Genomic DNA, 14,466 nt, shown 5'->3' with positions numbered 1-14,466 from the left:
GGTGCCGGTTCGCCGGCAGGCATCCTCTTTTGCGCGTCATTTCCAGAAAGGCTTCAGCGCCGGCAGGTCGCGGCCTGCGGCATCGGCCTTGGAGAGAAGCTTCTTCATCCGGCGCCTAGCATGATCCGGGTCCTGCTCCGCCAGGGAGGGGATCAGGGAGCTCCCGACCGCGATGTCGTTCATCGCGCCGAGGAGGTCCTGGAGTCTTTCGAGGGCCGAGAGCATGGCCTTCCGGCGCCGTTTGACCCCGCCTGACGTGAACAGCGGCGCGAAGAACTCGGAGCCGTAGCGCAGTTTCTTGATCCTGATGCGCAGCCTGTGTCTTCCCTCGTCGTCGAGATCCGCCAGATGTCCCGCCTGCCTGCGGATCTTCTTCCAGCGGCGCGAGAGCTCCTTCCGGGCGTGGTCCCGGGCCAGACGGGAGGTCGGGGAATCGTCGGACAGCCATTCGCCGGCCTCGATCCAGGCTGCGACCTTGAGGATCGCCTGCATGAAACGGGGGGATTCGAGCGCCTCCATGAGCGCCTCGTATGCGCGGGCACGATGGGCCTCGATCTCCTCCCGCTGGTCCTCCGGCAGGTCCGGACCGTCCGGATCGCTCAGCCTTTCGAGCAGGACGTCGAGGTCGCGGGCGGGGCCGAGGCACCTGCCCATCCACCGGAGATCCTGCGTGACCGCCTCGGTCTGCGGGCCGCCGAGCAGGTCCTTGAACAGCGACATCGCGGCCCGAAGCCGCCGAATGCCCACGCGCATCTGATGCACAGATTCCGGATCCCGCGTGCGGCGCAGGACGGCTTCGTTGAGCACCATCTGCGACAGGCACGACCGTGCGACGACCTGAAAGGCCTCGGCGCAGGAGGCATCCGGGTCCATCTCGATCTTGTCGGCGCGGGCGGGCTGCGGGGCGGCCCGGTCGAGAAGGCCGTAGCCCCGCTCGGACTTGGTGACGGGCGCAAGCCGCAGCGGCACCGCCTCCGAGAGATCCAGGGCCAGGGTGAAGAGGGAGGAGGGGTCGCCCTCCTTCAGCTCCAGCTCGAGCTCGGCAAAGCGCAGGGTTTGGCTGCCTGCCCGCGCCTTCGCGTCGTCGAGGGCGAGTTCCACCAGCGCAGCATCGTGGCGGACCATGAAGGCTCGCCGCTCCGTCTCGATGCTGAAGGCCGGCTTGATGCTCCCGCGAAGCGCCTCGTCCGCCGCGAAGGGGGCGAGGGGCGTGCCGGTCGCGGCATCGAAATCGATCGCACTGTCCTCCACGGGGCTTTCCCATTCGCTCCGGTCGAGGGCGAGACCTCGTGCCCCGTGCTCGGCCTTGATCGTCTGGACGTGGCGGCCGTTCCGGCGGCGGACCCGCAGGCTCAGCCCCGCATGGCGCAGGGCAAGGTCCGGCGTATCGAAGTAGACGGCATGAAGCTGGCCGCTCTGTTCCGGATCGGGTTGGGCCTGGGCCAGCAGGGGATGTTCGAGAAGGCGCGAGGTCTCGCCCGAGGCGACTTCCAGCTTGAGCTCGATCTCGCGCGGCGCTCCCCCGTCCTTGGGAGACCCGCCTGCCGCACCTTTGGACACGCTCATGAATCCAACCGCTCCGTCATTCCGACGATCCATATAGGACCGCGGCGACGGCATTGAAGGCGATGGCCTAAGCGGCGTTCCTGAGAGCCTCCAGATCCGCGCCGCGGATCGCATCGAGGTTGCGGGTGATCCGGTCGATCTCCCAATCCCACCAGCGGATGGAGAGAAGCTCCGCCACCACCTCGTCGGCGAACCGCTGCCGGACGACCTTGGCCGGATTGCCGCCGACGATGGCATAGGGCGGCACGTCGGCGGCGACCACCGATTTCGCCGCCACGACGGCGCCGTCGCCGACGGTCACGCCGGGCATGATCGTCGCCTCGTGCCCGATCCAGACGTCGTTGCCGATGACGGTGTCGCCCTTGAAGCCCGCCTGGATCGTCGCCCAGTCGAAGCCTTCCTCCCAGCCGTGTCCGAAGATGTTGAACGGGTAGGTCGAGAACCCGGTCATGGCGTGGTTCGCGCCGTTCATGATGAAGGTGACGCCGGTGGCGATGGCGCAGAACCTGCCGATGACGAGCCGGTCCCCCATGAAGTCGTAATGGTGGAGCACGCACCGTTCCACGAAGGCTTCCGGGCCCTCCGGGTCGTCGTAATAGCTGAAGTCGCCGACCTCGATATTCGCCTGCCTGACGAAGGCCTTGAGGAAGCCGACCCGGGGATGTCCGGGAACCGGATGGGGCGTGAGAGGATCGGGCCCGGCGGCCGGCATCGTGATCTCCATGGCACAAAGAAAAATCCCCGGGACAGGGCCCGGGGATGATGTTCGCGGTCGGTGATCAGCCCTTGGCGGGGCTCTTCCTGTTGAACGTGCTGCGCAGGTTGTCCCAGAGTTCGATCTTCACGCCGTTGCGCTTCATGATGAAGGCCTGCTGGGTGACCGAGAGCAGGTTGTTCCAGGCCCAGTAGATCACGAGGCCGGCGGGGAACGAGCCCAGCATGAAGGTGAAGATCACCGGCATCCAGGCGAAGACCTGCTTCTGGACCGGGTCCGGCGGCTCCGGGTTCATCTTCATCTGCAGCCACATGGTGATGCCCATGATGATCGGCCACACGCCGATCATGAGGAACGAGCCCAGCACCGGGACGGCGCCCGGGTTGTAGGGCAGCAGGCCGAACAGGTTGAAGATGGACGTCGGATCGGGAGCCGCGAGGTCGCGGATCCAGCCGAAGAACGGCGCATGGCGCATTTCGATGGTGACGAAGAGCACCTTGTAGAGCGCGAAGAAGACCGGGATCTGGATCAGGACCGGCCAGCAGCCGGCGACCGGATTGATCTTCTCCTTCTTGTAGAGCTCCATCAGCGCCTGCTGCTGCTTCATCTTGTCGTCGGCATAGCGCTCGCGGATCGAGGCCATCTCCGGCTGCACGGCCTTCATCTTCGCCATGGAGGCGTAGGACTTGTTCGCCAGCGGGAAGAAGATGAGCTTCAGGACCACCGTCACGAGCAGGATCGCGACGCCGAAATTGCCGAACAGGCGATAGAAGAAGTCGAGGACCTTAAAGAGCGGCTTGGTGATGAAGTAGAACCAGCCCCAGTCGATCAGGAGATCGAAGTTCTTGATGTTGAGGGCTTCGCCGTAATTGTCGACGACGGCGACTTCCTTCGCGCCGGCGAAGAGCCGCTGGGTCACCTCGGTCGTGGCGCCGGGCGCCAGGGTCTGCGCAGCACCCAGCATGTTGGCCTGGTAGGTCTGGCCATTGGGCGCCTGCCGCATGGTGAAGGAGCCCTGATAGACCTGGGTCTGATCCGGGATGACGGCCGCGGCCCAGTACTTGTCGGTGATGCCGACGAAGCCGCCGGTGACGCTGTCCCACACCTTGCCGACGGTGTTCTGGCCCGGAACGGCCTCCTCCTTGTCGAGATTCGCGTAGGTGTATTCCTGCAGGCCCTGGTCGCCCAGGACGCCGATCAAGCCCTCGTGCAGCACGTAATAGCCGAGCGTCGTCGGCTTGCCGTGGCGGGAAACGAGGCCGTAGGGATGCAGGGTCACGGCGGCGGAGCCGCGGTTCTCCACCTCGTTCTTCACGGTGAACATGGACTTTTCGTCCACGGAGACGATGCGGCGGAACACGAGGCCCTGGCCGTTGTCCCAGGTGAGGGTCACGGGCGAGGAGGGGGTCAGGGTCTGCTTGTCGGCGGTCCAGATCGTGTCCGGTCCCGGGAGCGGGCCCGCCTGCGTGCCGACCCAGCCGAAATCCGCATAATAGGGGTTCGGGCTGCCGGAGGGCGAGAACAGCACGATGTTCGGGCTGCGAGGATCGACCGTCTCGCGGTAGTGCTTGAGCGCCACGTCGTCGACGCGACCGCCGCGCAGGTTGATCGAGCCGGCGATGGACGGGGTGTCGATGGCGACGCGCGGCGAGCGGGCAAGCGCGGCCTCGCGGGACTCGACCACCGGCGCCACCGGAGCGCCGGGAACGGTTCCCGGAACGGGAGCGGAGGGCCCGCCGGCCTGGCTCGGGGTCGGGGCGGTCGGGTTGACCTGCGTGGATTGCTGCTGCTGGTTCGCGAGACGCTGTCTCTCAGCCTCGGGAGCGGCGAAAAAGTACTGCCAACCGATCAAAACCGCCACCGACAGCACGATGGCTACGATGAGGTTTCTGTTATCTTCACGCATGGGAATGTCCGCGACGCTCGCCGTTGGAGGGAGGTGAGGAGGAAACTGAACGATCCGGGGGCCGCGCACTCTTCGGCTTGGTTACAACCCGTAATGCACGCCGAAGGTCGTCGACGAGCACATCGTAATCAGCGGTCAGGATGTCGCGGCGTCCGATGATCACGACATCCATGTTGGTGCCGGCAAAGCCTTCGCCCGCTTCCTGGCAGACGCTGCGAAGCCGGCGCTTGATCCGGTTGCGTTCCGTGGCATGGCCGACCCGCTTCGTCACCGTGAGGCCGAAGCGCAGGCCAAGAGCCAGATCGTCGCGCGGACGGCCCTGGACCGTCATCCGTTCCGTATGAAAGCGGCGGCCAGAGGCCGCCGCGACGAAGTCAGGTCGTTTCGTCAGGCGCCCGATCAAGCCTGCGCGTGACCCGCGCACCGGGCAGTCCTTACCGCTGCTTACGCCGAAAGGCGCTTGCGGCCATGGGCGCGGCGAGCAGCAATGACCTTGCGGCCGCCCTTGGTCGCCATGCGCGCACGGAAGCCGTGGCGGCGCTTGCGAACCAGCTTGCTCGGTTGATACGTCCTCTTCACGGCACTTCTCCGATCGAATGGGGCTGCGCTGCCTCAAGGCTCGCGCCCGTCTGAAATCCTTGGGGTTTCCCCCGAAACTGTCTCGAAAAAACGATCAGCGCCCAAGAAGAGCGCTGTCAGCTTGCGGGCTTATGACGGAAGGATGGGCCAAAGTCAACGCCGGTCCCGTCTTTTCGGAAGCGAAACCCGGGACCCTCACGGCGGTTTGAGGGCGGTTTGGGCTTGGCCTTGTCGGGCGCTACATAGTAGGGCGGTCATTCAGGAGCAAGCGTGGCAGAAGACGGAAAAAATCGCGAGGATTCCGATCCGGGGCTCAGCCCCTGGCGTTTCCTGCCGCTGGCGCTGGTCGTGATCGCCGTCGCGGCCATTTTCGCCACGGGGCTTCACCGTTCCCTGACCTTCGAGGCCTTCATCGACTACCAGGGCCGTCTCGAGCAGATGGTCGCGGCTCACCGCCTGAAGATGCTCGGGCTTTACGTTCTCGTCTATGTGGGGGCGGTCACGCTCTCTCTGCCCGTATCCGCCTTCCTGACGGCGATCGGCGGCTATCTCTTCGGCTATGTCGTGGGGACCGGGGCCGCGGCGGTCTCGGCCACTCTTGGGGCCACGAGCATCTTCCTGATCGCCCGGACCTCCCTGGGGCAGCCGCTCCTCAACCGTGCAGGCCCGAGGATCCGGAGCCTTGCGGATGGCTTCCGGAAGCGGGCCTTCTCCTATCTGCTGTTCCTTCGCCTCATGCCGGTCGTGCCGTTCTGGCTGACCAACCTCGCGGCGGCGTTCTGCGGCATCGGCCTGAGGAAGTTCGTTCTCGCCACCCAGATCGGCATGCTCCCGGCATCCTTTGCCTTCGCCTTTGCCGGATCGGGCCTCGAAGAGGTGATCGAAGTGCAGGCGCGGGCCCGCGCGCAGTGCCTCGCGGGAGGCGGGGGCGCCTGCGCGGTGGACTTCGACGTCAAGAGCCTTCTGACGACCGAACTGATGATCGCGCTCGGGGTGCTGAGCGTGCTGGCGCTTGCGCCGATTCTCTACAAACGCCTGCAGGAGCGCCGGACCAGGGGGACGACGGGTGAAGAAAACGTACAAGCTTAGCCGTGAGCCCGAGGTGCTCAGGCCGGATCTCTGCATCATCGGCGCCGGGTCGGCGGGCCTGTCGGTCGCCGCCATCGCCGCCTCCTTCGGAGCGTCCGTCGTGCTCGTCGAGAAGAGCCGGATGGGCGGGGAATGCCTCAATGTCGGCTGCGTGCCCTCGAAGGCGCTGATCGCCGCCGCCCAGCAGGCTCATGCCTTTCGCCATGCCGAACGCTTCGGCATCGGCTCGGGAGACGATCCGGCCGTCGATTTCGCCAAGGTCCACCGGCACGTAAAGGGCGTGATCGCCGCCATCGCACCCATGGATTCCGTGGAGCGCTACACCGCCATGGGCGTGCAGGTGATCCAGGCGGAGGCGAGCTTCACGGACGGCCGCACGGTGACGGCCGGAGGCAAGACGATCCAGGCCCGGCGCTTCGTTATCGCCTCCGGCTCCCGGCCGGCCGTCCCGCCGATCCCGGGCTTCGACCAGGTTTCATATTTCACCAACGACACGATCTTCGATCTCGCCGAGAAGCCGGAGCACCTCGTCGTCATCGGCGGAGGCGCCATCGGGGTCGAACTCGCCCAGGCCTACCGGCGCCTGGGCGCAAGGGTCACGGTTCTCGAGGCGGGCGAGCGCATTCTGAGCCGGGAAGACCCGGAAATGGCCGCCGTCGTGGAGCGTGCCCTCAGACGGGAGGGTGTCGCTCTTCGGGTCGGCAGCGCCATTGCCCGGATCGAACCGCGCCCGGATTCCCGTTTCGCGGTCGTGCTCGAGGAAGGCGAGAGCGTCGAGGGCAGTCACCTGCTCGTGGCGACCGGCCGCCAAGCCGTCACCGAGGGGCTCGGCCTCGAGGCCGCCGGGGTCGAGTCGGATCCCACCGGGATCCTCGTGGGGCGGGACCTGAAGACCTCGAACGCCAGGATCTATGCCATCGGCGACTGCGTCGGCGGCGACGGCGCGATGGGGCGCTTCACCCATGCGGCGAATCACCAGGCCGGACTCGTGATCCGCAACGCCCTGTTCCGGCTGCCGATCCGCTGGAGCCGGGCTCCCATCCCCCGCGTGACCTATACCGACCCGGAGCTGGCCGCCGTGGGGCTGACGGAGGAGGAGGCGAAGGCCGCCCACAAGGCCATCCGAATCCTGCGCTGGAGCTTTGCCGACAACGACCGGGCACGGGCGGAGGGGGCCACGGAGGGGCACGTGAAGGCCGTCGTGACGCCGCGGGGCCGAATTCTGGGCTGCGCCATTGCAGGGCGCCATGCCGGCGAACTCATCATGCCGTGGGTCATGGCGCTGTCGAAGGGGTCCAAGGTTTCGGAATTGGCCGGTTTGGTCTATCCCTATCCCACTCTCTCCGAGGTGACGAAGGGTGCTGCAGTGGAGTTCTTGAAGCCTTCGACACAGAATCCGTGGTTGCGGCGGCTGATCGGCCTCGTCCGCCGCTTGGGGTGAGAGCTGAATGCGCATGGAGCAGCCGCATCCGGTGAGATGGCGCCTCTGGAGTCACTTCGGACTCTCGGCGCGCCTGCTCCTTTTGACCATTCTGTTCGTCATGATCGCGGAGGTGCTGATCTATGTGCCCTCCATCGCCAATTACCGCCTGACCTGGCTCAACGACCGGCTGGCCGCGGCGCAGATCGCGGCCCTCGTTCTCGATGCGGCGCCGGAGGAGGGGATTTCGGAGGAGCTGGAAATGCGGCTCCTCGACGGTGTCGGAGCAAGAGCCATCGCGCTCCGGGCCGGCGGGCGGAGAAGCCTGCTCGCCGCCGGCGACGTGCCCGCCGAGGTCGAGAAGAGCGTCGATCTGCGGACGGTGCGGTGGAGCGATCTCGTCCGGGACGCCTTTCACGACCTCTTCTTCGCCAGCGACCAGCCGATCCGGGTCATCGGGTCCGGAATGGGCGTGGATTTCGTGGAGCTCATTCTCGATCCGCGTCCCTTGCGCGCGGCCATGCTCGACGTGTCGCGCAACATCCTGCTCCTCTCGCTGCTGATCTCCGCCATCACGGCATCCTTCGTCTATCTCACGCTGCAATGGGTCATCGTGCGCCCCGTGCGGCGTCTCACCGGCAATATCGCCGAGTTCTCCGGCCATCCGGAGGATGCCTCGCGGGTGATCAAGCCGACGAATCGCGCGGACGAGATCGGGCTCGCGGAGCAGGCGCTTGCCCGCATGGAGACGACGCTCGCGGACGAGCTGCGCCAGAAGCGGCGCCTGGCCCAGCTCGGCCTCGCGGTCAGCAAGATCAATCACGAGCTGAGGAACATGCTCACGACGGCCCAGCTCCTGACGGACCGGCTCGACCGCGGGCGCGGCAACGACGAAGCGGTGCAGCGGATCGCGCCGCGCCTCGTGGCGACCCTCGACCGGGCCATCGCCTTCTGCGAATCGACCTTGGCCTATGGGCGGGCCACGGAGCATCTGCCGCAGCGACGTCTCATTCCGCTGGCTCCCGTGATCGACGACCTGGCGCACCTGACCGATCTGGCCCCGGAGGTCGGCATCGGCTTCGACGCCGAGGTGCCCGAGGATCTGATGGTGGATGCGGATCCCGACCAGCTGTCCCGCATCCTGGTGAACCTGATCCGCAATGCGGTGCAGGCCCTCAGCCAGACGGGCGCGGTGGAGGGACATCCGTGCGTCAAGGTGAAGGCCGCCCGCGAGGGCAGGAGCGTCACCATCCTGGTCGAGGACAACGGCCCCGGAATTCCGGAGCGCATCCGCGGGGATCTCTTCACGCCCTTCCAGGGCTCGGCCCGCAAGGGCGGAGCAGGGCTCGGCCTCTCCATCGCATCCGAACTCGTCGGCCTTCACGGCGGCGCGATCGCTCTCGACCCGGTCCGGATCGGCACCCGGTTCATGATCACGATCCCGGATCGAGACGCGCCGGAAGAGACAGTTTGAAGGAACGTGCAGATCTTTTCACAATCGGGCTTGCCAACAGCGTCAGAACCCTTTAAGTCAGCCGCCTCAGCCGATGTTGCTCCCCGCGAGCAACTGCTGAAAAAGCGCCCGTAGCTCAGCTGGATAGAGCACCAGACTACGAATCTGGGGGTCAGAGGTTCGAATCCTTTCGGGCGCGCCATTTCCTTACGAAGCCGGGCATTGTGAGCCTGGCTGACACGTCCTCCCAATCAGCAGCATCAACGACCGGTTCCTTGGGAGCGCGGATCGCGATTCGATCCGAACCGATTCACATCCATTCCTGAACGGACACCGCCGGAGCCGCAGGCACGCGCGACGCGAATCGCTTTCGGCCAAGCGCGCCGCGGTTCCGCTGACGCACGCCGAATGCAGCTAGTCCGCCTCGCGCCTGACTTGCCCCACCCGGTTCAACACCTCTCGGGGAATGCCGTAATCCTTCACGACAGCCTCCCAGTTCCGGAGCCCGCAGAGCTCCCGCTGGATCATGAAGGCCCAGACCCGGTCAGCGGCCTCGTCCAGCAATGCACGACGGCGATGGTTTCCGTCCGGTCCATGCTCCCCGGCATCGAAGGTCCTCAACGCCGCAAGAGCCCGCTCGACCTGGCCGCTCAAGCTCCCCAAAGCGTGTGCCTTCTGCTCGCGAAGCTCGTAATCGAGCACGTTCCAGCCGTTCTCCGGCTGGAGGCCGGTCGAGAGGCTCTGGGGAATGCGAACTGCCATTTCGTGTCTCCGCAAGGCGTGGCAACGCGAGGAAGATGGTGTCGCCGTCTTCACGGGTGAACGCGACACCCTGGCGCAACTCCCCGCAGAGGTCGAGCCTGTGCCGACGCGCCCGGCTGCGAGAAGACGCGACCTGCTCCGGCTCATCGGCCACGAGCAGATCGTGCATGGCCTGGCGGAGCTTTCGCCGGATCGATCGGTGCCTTGTCACATCCCTGTCAGCCACGGCCGCTAGAGCACCAAATCATCATGCAGCGCTACTTCTTCGACATCACCGACGGGAAACGCTCCTATCCGGATCCGCTGGGCATCGAGCTGCCGGGTCCAATCGCGGCCCGACAGCACGCGCTCGACGATGCGCGCGCCCTGTTGGAGAGCTGGATGGTTCGAAGCGCCTTGCCGTGGCGCATCGAGGTTCATGACGCCAGTGGCGCCGTCATCTGCGTCGTCAGGCTCGCAGAGGCTGCGGTCTCCGAGGCAAAGCCGCTCTTCTGCGACGACGAGGAACTGGCGGAGGTTGCGTTCATCGCCTCATCGGATCTGTCCCGGCCCTACGTCTAGACGGTGTCTGGAAATTCGGGTGGTTCCCATCTGAAGGGGCATGACAGCCCTTAGCTACGACACCGACCTGAGCGATGCGGAGTGGGCGATCCTGGCGCCCCTCCTGGCCCCTACGACCCGCCGCGGGCGGCCCCGCAAGCATGACCTGCGGCTGGTACTGAATGCCGTCCTCTATGTCCTGCGCGGTGGCGAGCCCTGGCGGCTGTTGCCACACGAGTATCCGCCTTGGCAGAGCGTGTATGATCACTTCCGGCGATGGCGCCAGCGCGACACGTGGCGGTCCATCAATGATGCCCTACGCACCCGGGCCCGGATGCTGGCCGGGCGCAGTCCAGAACCGCACGCTGCCATCATCGACAGCCAGACCGCCCGCACCAGTGAGGCCGGCGGCGAGCGCGGTTATGACGGTGGCAAGCGGATCTCCGGCCGTAAGCGCCATCTGGTGGTCGACACGCAGGGGCTGATCCTGCACGTGCTCATCCACCCAGCTGATGTGCATGACCGTCGTGCGGCCGAAGCTGTGTTGGCAGACCTGAGAGACCGCTATCCGGATGTGGAGTGTCTGTTTGCCGACATGGGCTATCAGGGGCTGGCCGCCTGGCTGGCGAAAGAGCTCGGATGGACGCTGCTGATCGTGAAGCGGCCGCGGCGTTGGGCATGGGTGCCGGCTGATCAACCCGCGCCGGAAATGCCAGCTAGGTTTGCGGTTCTGCCGCAGCGCTGGATTGTCGAGCGTACCTTTGCGTGGCTCGTGCGCAACCGCCGCTTGGCCAAGGACTGGGAGGGCCTGCCGTCGACCACCGAGACGTGGATTTATCTCGCCATGTGCCGCCTCATGACCAAAAGATTAGTCCATGCCGCAGCTTAATTTCCAGACACCCTCTAGATCCGTTTCCACTTGCGTGGAATCGGAGCCGAACGCTCCGCGAGCCGGCGCGTCATGGTTGCGTCATGCAAGCTTCAACGCATCGTCATTCGGCCTTCCTATCGATGCCCGGTCATTGCCGATTCTCACGGCGACGGATAGGCGCCGGCGGCATCGCGGACGGACCTGTGTCGATGCCTTGCGCCTCCGAAGACCCGGACGGCGCCGGCGGTCGCGGCCTGACATCGCCGTCGCCCTGGCCTAGCATGGGAGCGCCGCGGCCGACGGGTCGCGGCGCCCCGACGTTTCCTCAACAACCAGTCGGTCCCTCAGCATTCAATGTCCCCTCGCTACGCCCTCTATTTCACGCCGCCTCCCGGTTCGGAGCTCGCCGGGCTCGGCGCAGCCGTTCTCGGTTACGATTGCCATTCGGGTGAGTTCGTCGCCCAGCCGCCCCTGCGGGGCATCGACCCGGAGGAACTTCGCACGCATACGGCCGAACCGCGCCGCTATGGATTCCACGGCACGCTCAAGGCGCCGTTTTCCCTGAAAGAGGGGGCGAGTCTCGATGATCTCAAGAACGCGGTTCGCGACTTCGCGTCCGACCACCGGGCCTTTGCGGCAGGGACGCTCTCACCGCGCCCGCTCGGCCGCTTCATCGCCTTGACCCTCGACATGCCGTCCGTCGAACTGTCCCTGTTCGCGGCCGAGTGCGTCGCGGCGCTCGACGGGTTTCGCGCCCCGCTCAGCGAGAGGGATCTCCAGCGCCGCGAGGCCGCCAATCTTTCGGCCCGGCAGCGGAACCTGCTGATGCGGTGGGGATATCCTTACGTGTTCGACCAGTTCCGCTTCCACATGACGCTGACGGGTCCGCTGCCGCAGGAGCGCGTGGGAGCGTGGCTCGAGAGCCTCGAACACCGGATGGGTGAGGAAAGAACGCTTCTGATGGATTCGATCACTCTCCTGGAGCAGGCGGGCCCGGACGAGCCATTCCGCGTCGTGTCGCGCATCGGCCTCGGAGGACAGGAATGAGCGCCAAACAGCTTTCCGAGACTCCGACCGTCGATCCCACCGCCCGGCTGCGCGACTGCCGTCTCGGGCGCTATACGGAGGTGGGCGCCAGGACCACGATGGTCGAGACGACCCTCGGCGACTATTCCTACATCGTCCACGACGGCGAGACGGCGTACACGACCATCGGCAAGTTCTGCTCGATCGCCTCGCATGTGAGGATCAATCCCGGCAATCACCCGATGTGGCGGGCGAGCCAGGCGCATTTCTCCTATCGCTCGCGGCAATACTGGCCGGAGGAGGATGACGAGGAGACCTTCTTCGACTGGCGTCGATCCCATGCGGTCGCGATCGGCCACGACGTCTGGATCGGCCACGGCGTGGTGGTTCTTCCGGGCAAGACCATCGGGACCGGCGCGATCCTCGGGGCGGGAGCCATCGTGACCCGCGACGTCGCGCCCTACACCATCGTGGGCGGCAATCCGGCCAGGGTCATTCGGCGCCGGTTCGACGAGAGCGTCTCGGAGAGGCTGCAGGAACTGGCCTGGTGGGATTGGGACCACGAACGCCTGCGACGGGGTCTCCGCGATTTCCGCGAGCTGTCGGTCGAGGCGTTTCTCGACCGATACGAAGGAACGTAGCGAATGTCATTCGAGCGTCGTGTAACGGTCATTGGGCTTTCATTCGGGATGGCTACATCGGCCTCAACACACGAGGTGAAGCCATGCTCATCATTGACGGTCTGTCGCGGCGGTTCGGCCCCAAGATCGCGGTCGATCAGGTCAGCCTGACCATTCAGCCCGGCTCCTTCGTCGGCGTCATCGGACGCTCCGGCGCGGGAAAATCGACGCTCCTTCGGCTCGTCAACCGGCTGATCGACCCCTCGTCCGGACGGATCGTCTTCGACGGGGCGAACGTCTCGGATCTTCGTGGACAGGATCTCCGCGACTGGCGTGCGCGTTGCGCCATGATCTTCCAGCAGTTCAACCTCGTCGGCCGTCTCGACGTTCTCACCAACGTGATGATGGGCCGGCTCAACCGGATCCCGAGCCACCGCTCGCTGCTGAAGCTGTGGAGCGAAGAAGACAAGGCCATCGCCCTGTCGGCGCTGGAGCAGTTCGACATGGCGGGGCTCGCGGCACAGCGTGCCGAACAGCTTTCGGGCGGACAGCAGCAGCGCGTCGCGATTGCGCGCGCCCTGGTGCAGCAGCCCGACATCATCCTGGCCGACGAGCCGATCGCCTCGCTCGACCCCCGCAACACCCGCCTCGTGATGGATGCGCTCGCGCGCATCAATCGCGAGTACGGCATCACCGTTCTGTGCAACCTCCATTCCCTCGATCTGGCGCGCACCTATTGCGACCGACTCGTCGGCATGGCGGAAGGTCGGGTGGTCTTCGACGGCGGCCCGAGCGACCTCACCGACGACGTGAGCCGCCAGCTCTACGGCCTGGAATCGGGCGACGTGGTCGATGTGGAGCTGGACGTCGAGGTCGCGCCGCGTGGCCGAGTTCCCGCCTACGCGGCCTGAACCGTAACCCGGCGCGGCTGCCCGGGACCTTCCTTTCATTCTCTCGAACGTACACCAAGGAGACTGTCGTCATGATCACTCGTCGCCTCATGCTCGGCGCGGCCGCCGCGCTCGCCCTCTCGGGAGCGGCCCAGGCGCAGGACTGGAAGTCCCAATATCCGGAACTCGTCTACGCCATCATCCCGGCCGAGAACGCCTCCGGCGTGACGGACCGCTGGACGCCGTTCGTCAATTATCTCTCGAAGGAGCTCGGCACGAAGGTCACGCTGCGCATCGCCAACGACTACGCGGCCGTCATCGAAGGCCAGCGCTCGGGCAACATCCACATCGCCCAGTACGGCCCGGCCTCCTACGCCCGCGCCTATGTGACCGGCGCCAAGATCGAGCCCTTCGCCATCGAGACCAATCTGGACGGCACCAAGGGCTATCACTCGGTCCTGTGGGTGAAGGCCGGCTCCCCCTACAAGGAGATCGGAGACCTCAAGGGCAAGAACCTGTGCCTCGTCGATCCCAACTCCACTTCGGGCAACAACGTGCCGCGCTTCGCCATGAACAAGATGGGCATCAAGCCCGAGGAGTTCTTCAGCAAGGTCGTCTATGCCGGCAGCCACGAGAATGCGGTTATCGGGGTTCAGCAGGGCACCTGCGATGCGGCCTTCAACTGGTGGAACGACGAGAACGAGTCCAACCTCCAGCGCATGGCCCGCAAGGAGATGGTCAAGGCGGACGACTTCCGCATGATCTTCAAGTCCGACCAGATCGTGAACTCGCCCTTCGCGTACCTGACGGATCTCCCGGCCGACCTGAAGGCCAAGATCAAGCAGGCCGTGCTCGAGATGCCGAAGAGGGATCCCGAGGCCTTCAAGAAGATCTACGACGGCAAGCAGGGTCCCTGGGATTCGGTCGACCACAAGGCTTACGAGCCGATCGTCGAGCTCATCGGCTTCGTCGACTCGCTCCGCAAGCGCTCCTGACCTCTCGCGATGTTTCAAAGCGGCCCGCTCGTTC

The 14,466-nt window shown here is 65.8% G+C and carries 15 protein-coding genes and 1 tRNA gene; 10 read left to right on the top strand and 6 right to left on the bottom strand.

Annotation, left to right across the window (positions count from 1 at the left end; all coding sequences use genetic code 11):
* Window positions 1-36: 36 nt before the first annotated feature.
* The 5 genes from LGR44_RS02245 to rpmH form a co-directional block, all read right to left on the bottom strand.
* On the bottom strand, window positions 37-1,566 hold the full coding sequence (locus tag LGR44_RS02245) for a CYTH and CHAD domain-containing protein (RefSeq protein ID WP_226736744.1): 1,530 nt from the start codon (window positions 1,564-1,566) through the stop codon (window positions 37-39).
* A 67-nt stretch (window positions 1,567-1,633) separates the two neighbouring features.
* Window positions 1,634-2,278, bottom strand: a complete 645-nt coding sequence (locus tag LGR44_RS02240) for a CatB-related O-acetyltransferase (protein WP_226736742.1) — start codon at window positions 2,276-2,278, stop codon at window positions 1,634-1,636.
* A gap of 67 nt (window positions 2,279-2,345) precedes the next feature.
* Window positions 2,346-4,187 carry a membrane protein insertase YidC gene (yidC, locus tag LGR44_RS02235; RefSeq protein ID WP_226736739.1) on the bottom strand — a complete coding sequence of 614 codons (1,842 nt, stop codon included), beginning with the start codon at window positions 4,185-4,187 and terminating at the stop codon, window positions 2,346-2,348.
* Entirely contained in the window at window positions 4,180-4,611 is a 432-nt protein-coding gene (gene rnpA / locus LGR44_RS02230; protein WP_226736738.1) for a ribonuclease P protein component, read from the bottom strand. Before rnpA ends, yidC begins: the two co-directional genes overlap by 8 nt.
* A 20-nt stretch (window positions 4,612-4,631) precedes the next feature.
* Window positions 4,632-4,766: a 50S ribosomal protein L34 gene (gene rpmH, locus LGR44_RS02225; RefSeq protein ID WP_027314822.1), complete on the bottom strand. Its 135-nt coding sequence runs from the start codon at window positions 4,764-4,766 to the stop codon at window positions 4,632-4,634.
* A gap of 270 nt (window positions 4,767-5,036) precedes the next feature.
* On the opposite strand from rpmH, the gene LGR44_RS02220 reads away from it, so the two are divergent.
* From LGR44_RS02220 to LGR44_RS02205, 4 genes are all read left to right on the top strand, one after another.
* A complete protein-coding gene (locus LGR44_RS02220; RefSeq protein ID WP_226736736.1) occupies window positions 5,037-5,855 on the top strand; it encodes a TVP38/TMEM64 family protein in 819 nt (272 codons plus the stop codon).
* Window positions 5,833-7,296 (top strand): dihydrolipoyl dehydrogenase family protein, encoded by a 1,464-nt coding sequence (locus LGR44_RS02215; RefSeq protein ID WP_226736734.1) that lies wholly within the window; start codon window positions 5,833-5,835, stop codon window positions 7,294-7,296. The genes LGR44_RS02220 and LGR44_RS02215 overlap by 23 nt, the downstream gene beginning before the upstream one ends.
* Window positions 7,297-7,303: 7 nt before the next feature.
* Window positions 7,304-8,749, top strand: coding sequence for a sensor histidine kinase (locus tag LGR44_RS02210; protein WP_226736732.1), 1,446 nt, complete (start codon window positions 7,304-7,306; stop codon window positions 8,747-8,749).
* Between the two features lie 104 nt (window positions 8,750-8,853).
* Window positions 8,854-8,930, top strand: a tRNA-Arg gene (locus LGR44_RS02205).
* A gap of 212 nt (window positions 8,931-9,142) precedes the next feature.
* On the opposite strand, the gene LGR44_RS02200 is transcribed toward LGR44_RS02205, so the two are convergent.
* Window positions 9,143-9,490, bottom strand: a complete 348-nt coding sequence (locus tag LGR44_RS02200; RefSeq protein ID WP_226736730.1) for a DUF6665 family protein — start codon at window positions 9,488-9,490, stop codon at window positions 9,143-9,145.
* A 249-nt stretch (window positions 9,491-9,739) separates the two neighbouring features.
* Here LGR44_RS02200 and LGR44_RS02195 point away from each other — a divergent pair, with 249 nt between their 5' ends.
* The 6 genes from LGR44_RS02195 (at window position 9,740) to phnD (ending at window position 14,432) form a co-directional block, all read left to right on the top strand.
* A complete protein-coding gene (locus LGR44_RS02195) occupies window positions 9,740-10,051 on the top strand; it encodes a DUF6894 family protein (protein ID WP_226736727.1) in 312 nt (103 codons plus the stop codon).
* 40 nt (window positions 10,052-10,091) lie between these two features.
* Complete coding sequence (locus tag LGR44_RS02190) at window positions 10,092-10,919, top strand: IS5 family transposase (protein WP_226736725.1); 828 nt, start codon at window positions 10,092-10,094, stop codon at window positions 10,917-10,919.
* A gap of 336 nt (window positions 10,920-11,255) precedes the next feature.
* Entirely contained in the window at window positions 11,256-11,948 is a 693-nt protein-coding gene (locus LGR44_RS02185) for a DUF1045 domain-containing protein (protein ID WP_226736723.1), read from the top strand.
* A complete protein-coding gene (locus tag LGR44_RS02180; protein ID WP_226736720.1) occupies window positions 11,945-12,568 on the top strand; it encodes an LbetaH domain-containing protein in 624 nt (207 codons plus the stop codon). The genes LGR44_RS02185 and LGR44_RS02180 overlap by 4 nt, the downstream gene beginning before the upstream one ends.
* Window positions 12,569-12,651: 83 nt before the next feature.
* The gene (gene phnC, locus LGR44_RS02175; protein WP_226736718.1) at window positions 12,652-13,458 is read left to right on the top strand and encodes a phosphonate ABC transporter ATP-binding protein; all 807 of its coding nucleotides are present in this window, start codon (window positions 12,652-12,654) and stop codon (window positions 13,456-13,458) included.
* Window positions 13,459-13,529: 71 nt separating this feature from the next.
* A complete protein-coding gene (gene phnD, locus LGR44_RS02170) occupies window positions 13,530-14,432 on the top strand; it encodes a phosphonate ABC transporter substrate-binding protein (protein WP_226736716.1) in 903 nt (300 codons plus the stop codon).
* Window positions 14,433-14,466: the final 34 nt, after the last annotated feature.

This window comes from Microvirga lenta (assembly GCF_020532555.1).
Lineage (GTDB): Bacteria > Pseudomonadota > Alphaproteobacteria > Rhizobiales > Beijerinckiaceae > Microvirga > Microvirga lenta.
This window is presented reverse-complemented; position numbering and strand designations above follow the sequence as displayed.

Coding starts and splice junctions, on each gene's coding strand:
- phnD (WP_226736716.1), top strand. CDS start 13,530: ATGATCACTCGTCGCCTCATGCTCGGCGCGGCCGCCGCGCTCGCCCTC.
- LGR44_RS02245 (WP_226736744.1), bottom strand. CDS start 1,566: ATGAGCGTGTCCAAAGGTGCGGCAGGCGGGTCTCCCAAGGACGGGGGA.
- LGR44_RS02200 (WP_226736730.1), bottom strand. CDS start 9,490: ATGGCAGTTCGCATTCCCCAGAGCCTCTCGACCGGCCTCCAGCCGGAG.
- yidC (WP_226736739.1), bottom strand. CDS start 4,187: ATGCGTGAAGATAACAGAAACCTCATCGTAGCCATCGTGCTGTCGGTG.
- LGR44_RS02180 (WP_226736720.1), top strand. CDS start 11,945: ATGAGCGCCAAACAGCTTTCCGAGACTCCGACCGTCGATCCCACCGCC.
- LGR44_RS02190 (WP_226736725.1), top strand. CDS start 10,092: ATGACAGCCCTTAGCTACGACACCGACCTGAGCGATGCGGAGTGGGCG.
- phnC (WP_226736718.1), top strand. CDS start 12,652: ATGCTCATCATTGACGGTCTGTCGCGGCGGTTCGGCCCCAAGATCGCG.
- LGR44_RS02195 (WP_226736727.1), top strand. CDS start 9,740: ATGCAGCGCTACTTCTTCGACATCACCGACGGGAAACGCTCCTATCCG.
- LGR44_RS02240 (WP_226736742.1), bottom strand. CDS start 2,278: ATGCCGGCCGCCGGGCCCGATCCTCTCACGCCCCATCCGGTTCCCGGA.
- LGR44_RS02210 (WP_226736732.1), top strand. CDS start 7,304: ATGCGCATGGAGCAGCCGCATCCGGTGAGATGGCGCCTCTGGAGTCAC.
- LGR44_RS02185 (WP_226736723.1), top strand. CDS start 11,256: ATGTCCCCTCGCTACGCCCTCTATTTCACGCCGCCTCCCGGTTCGGAG.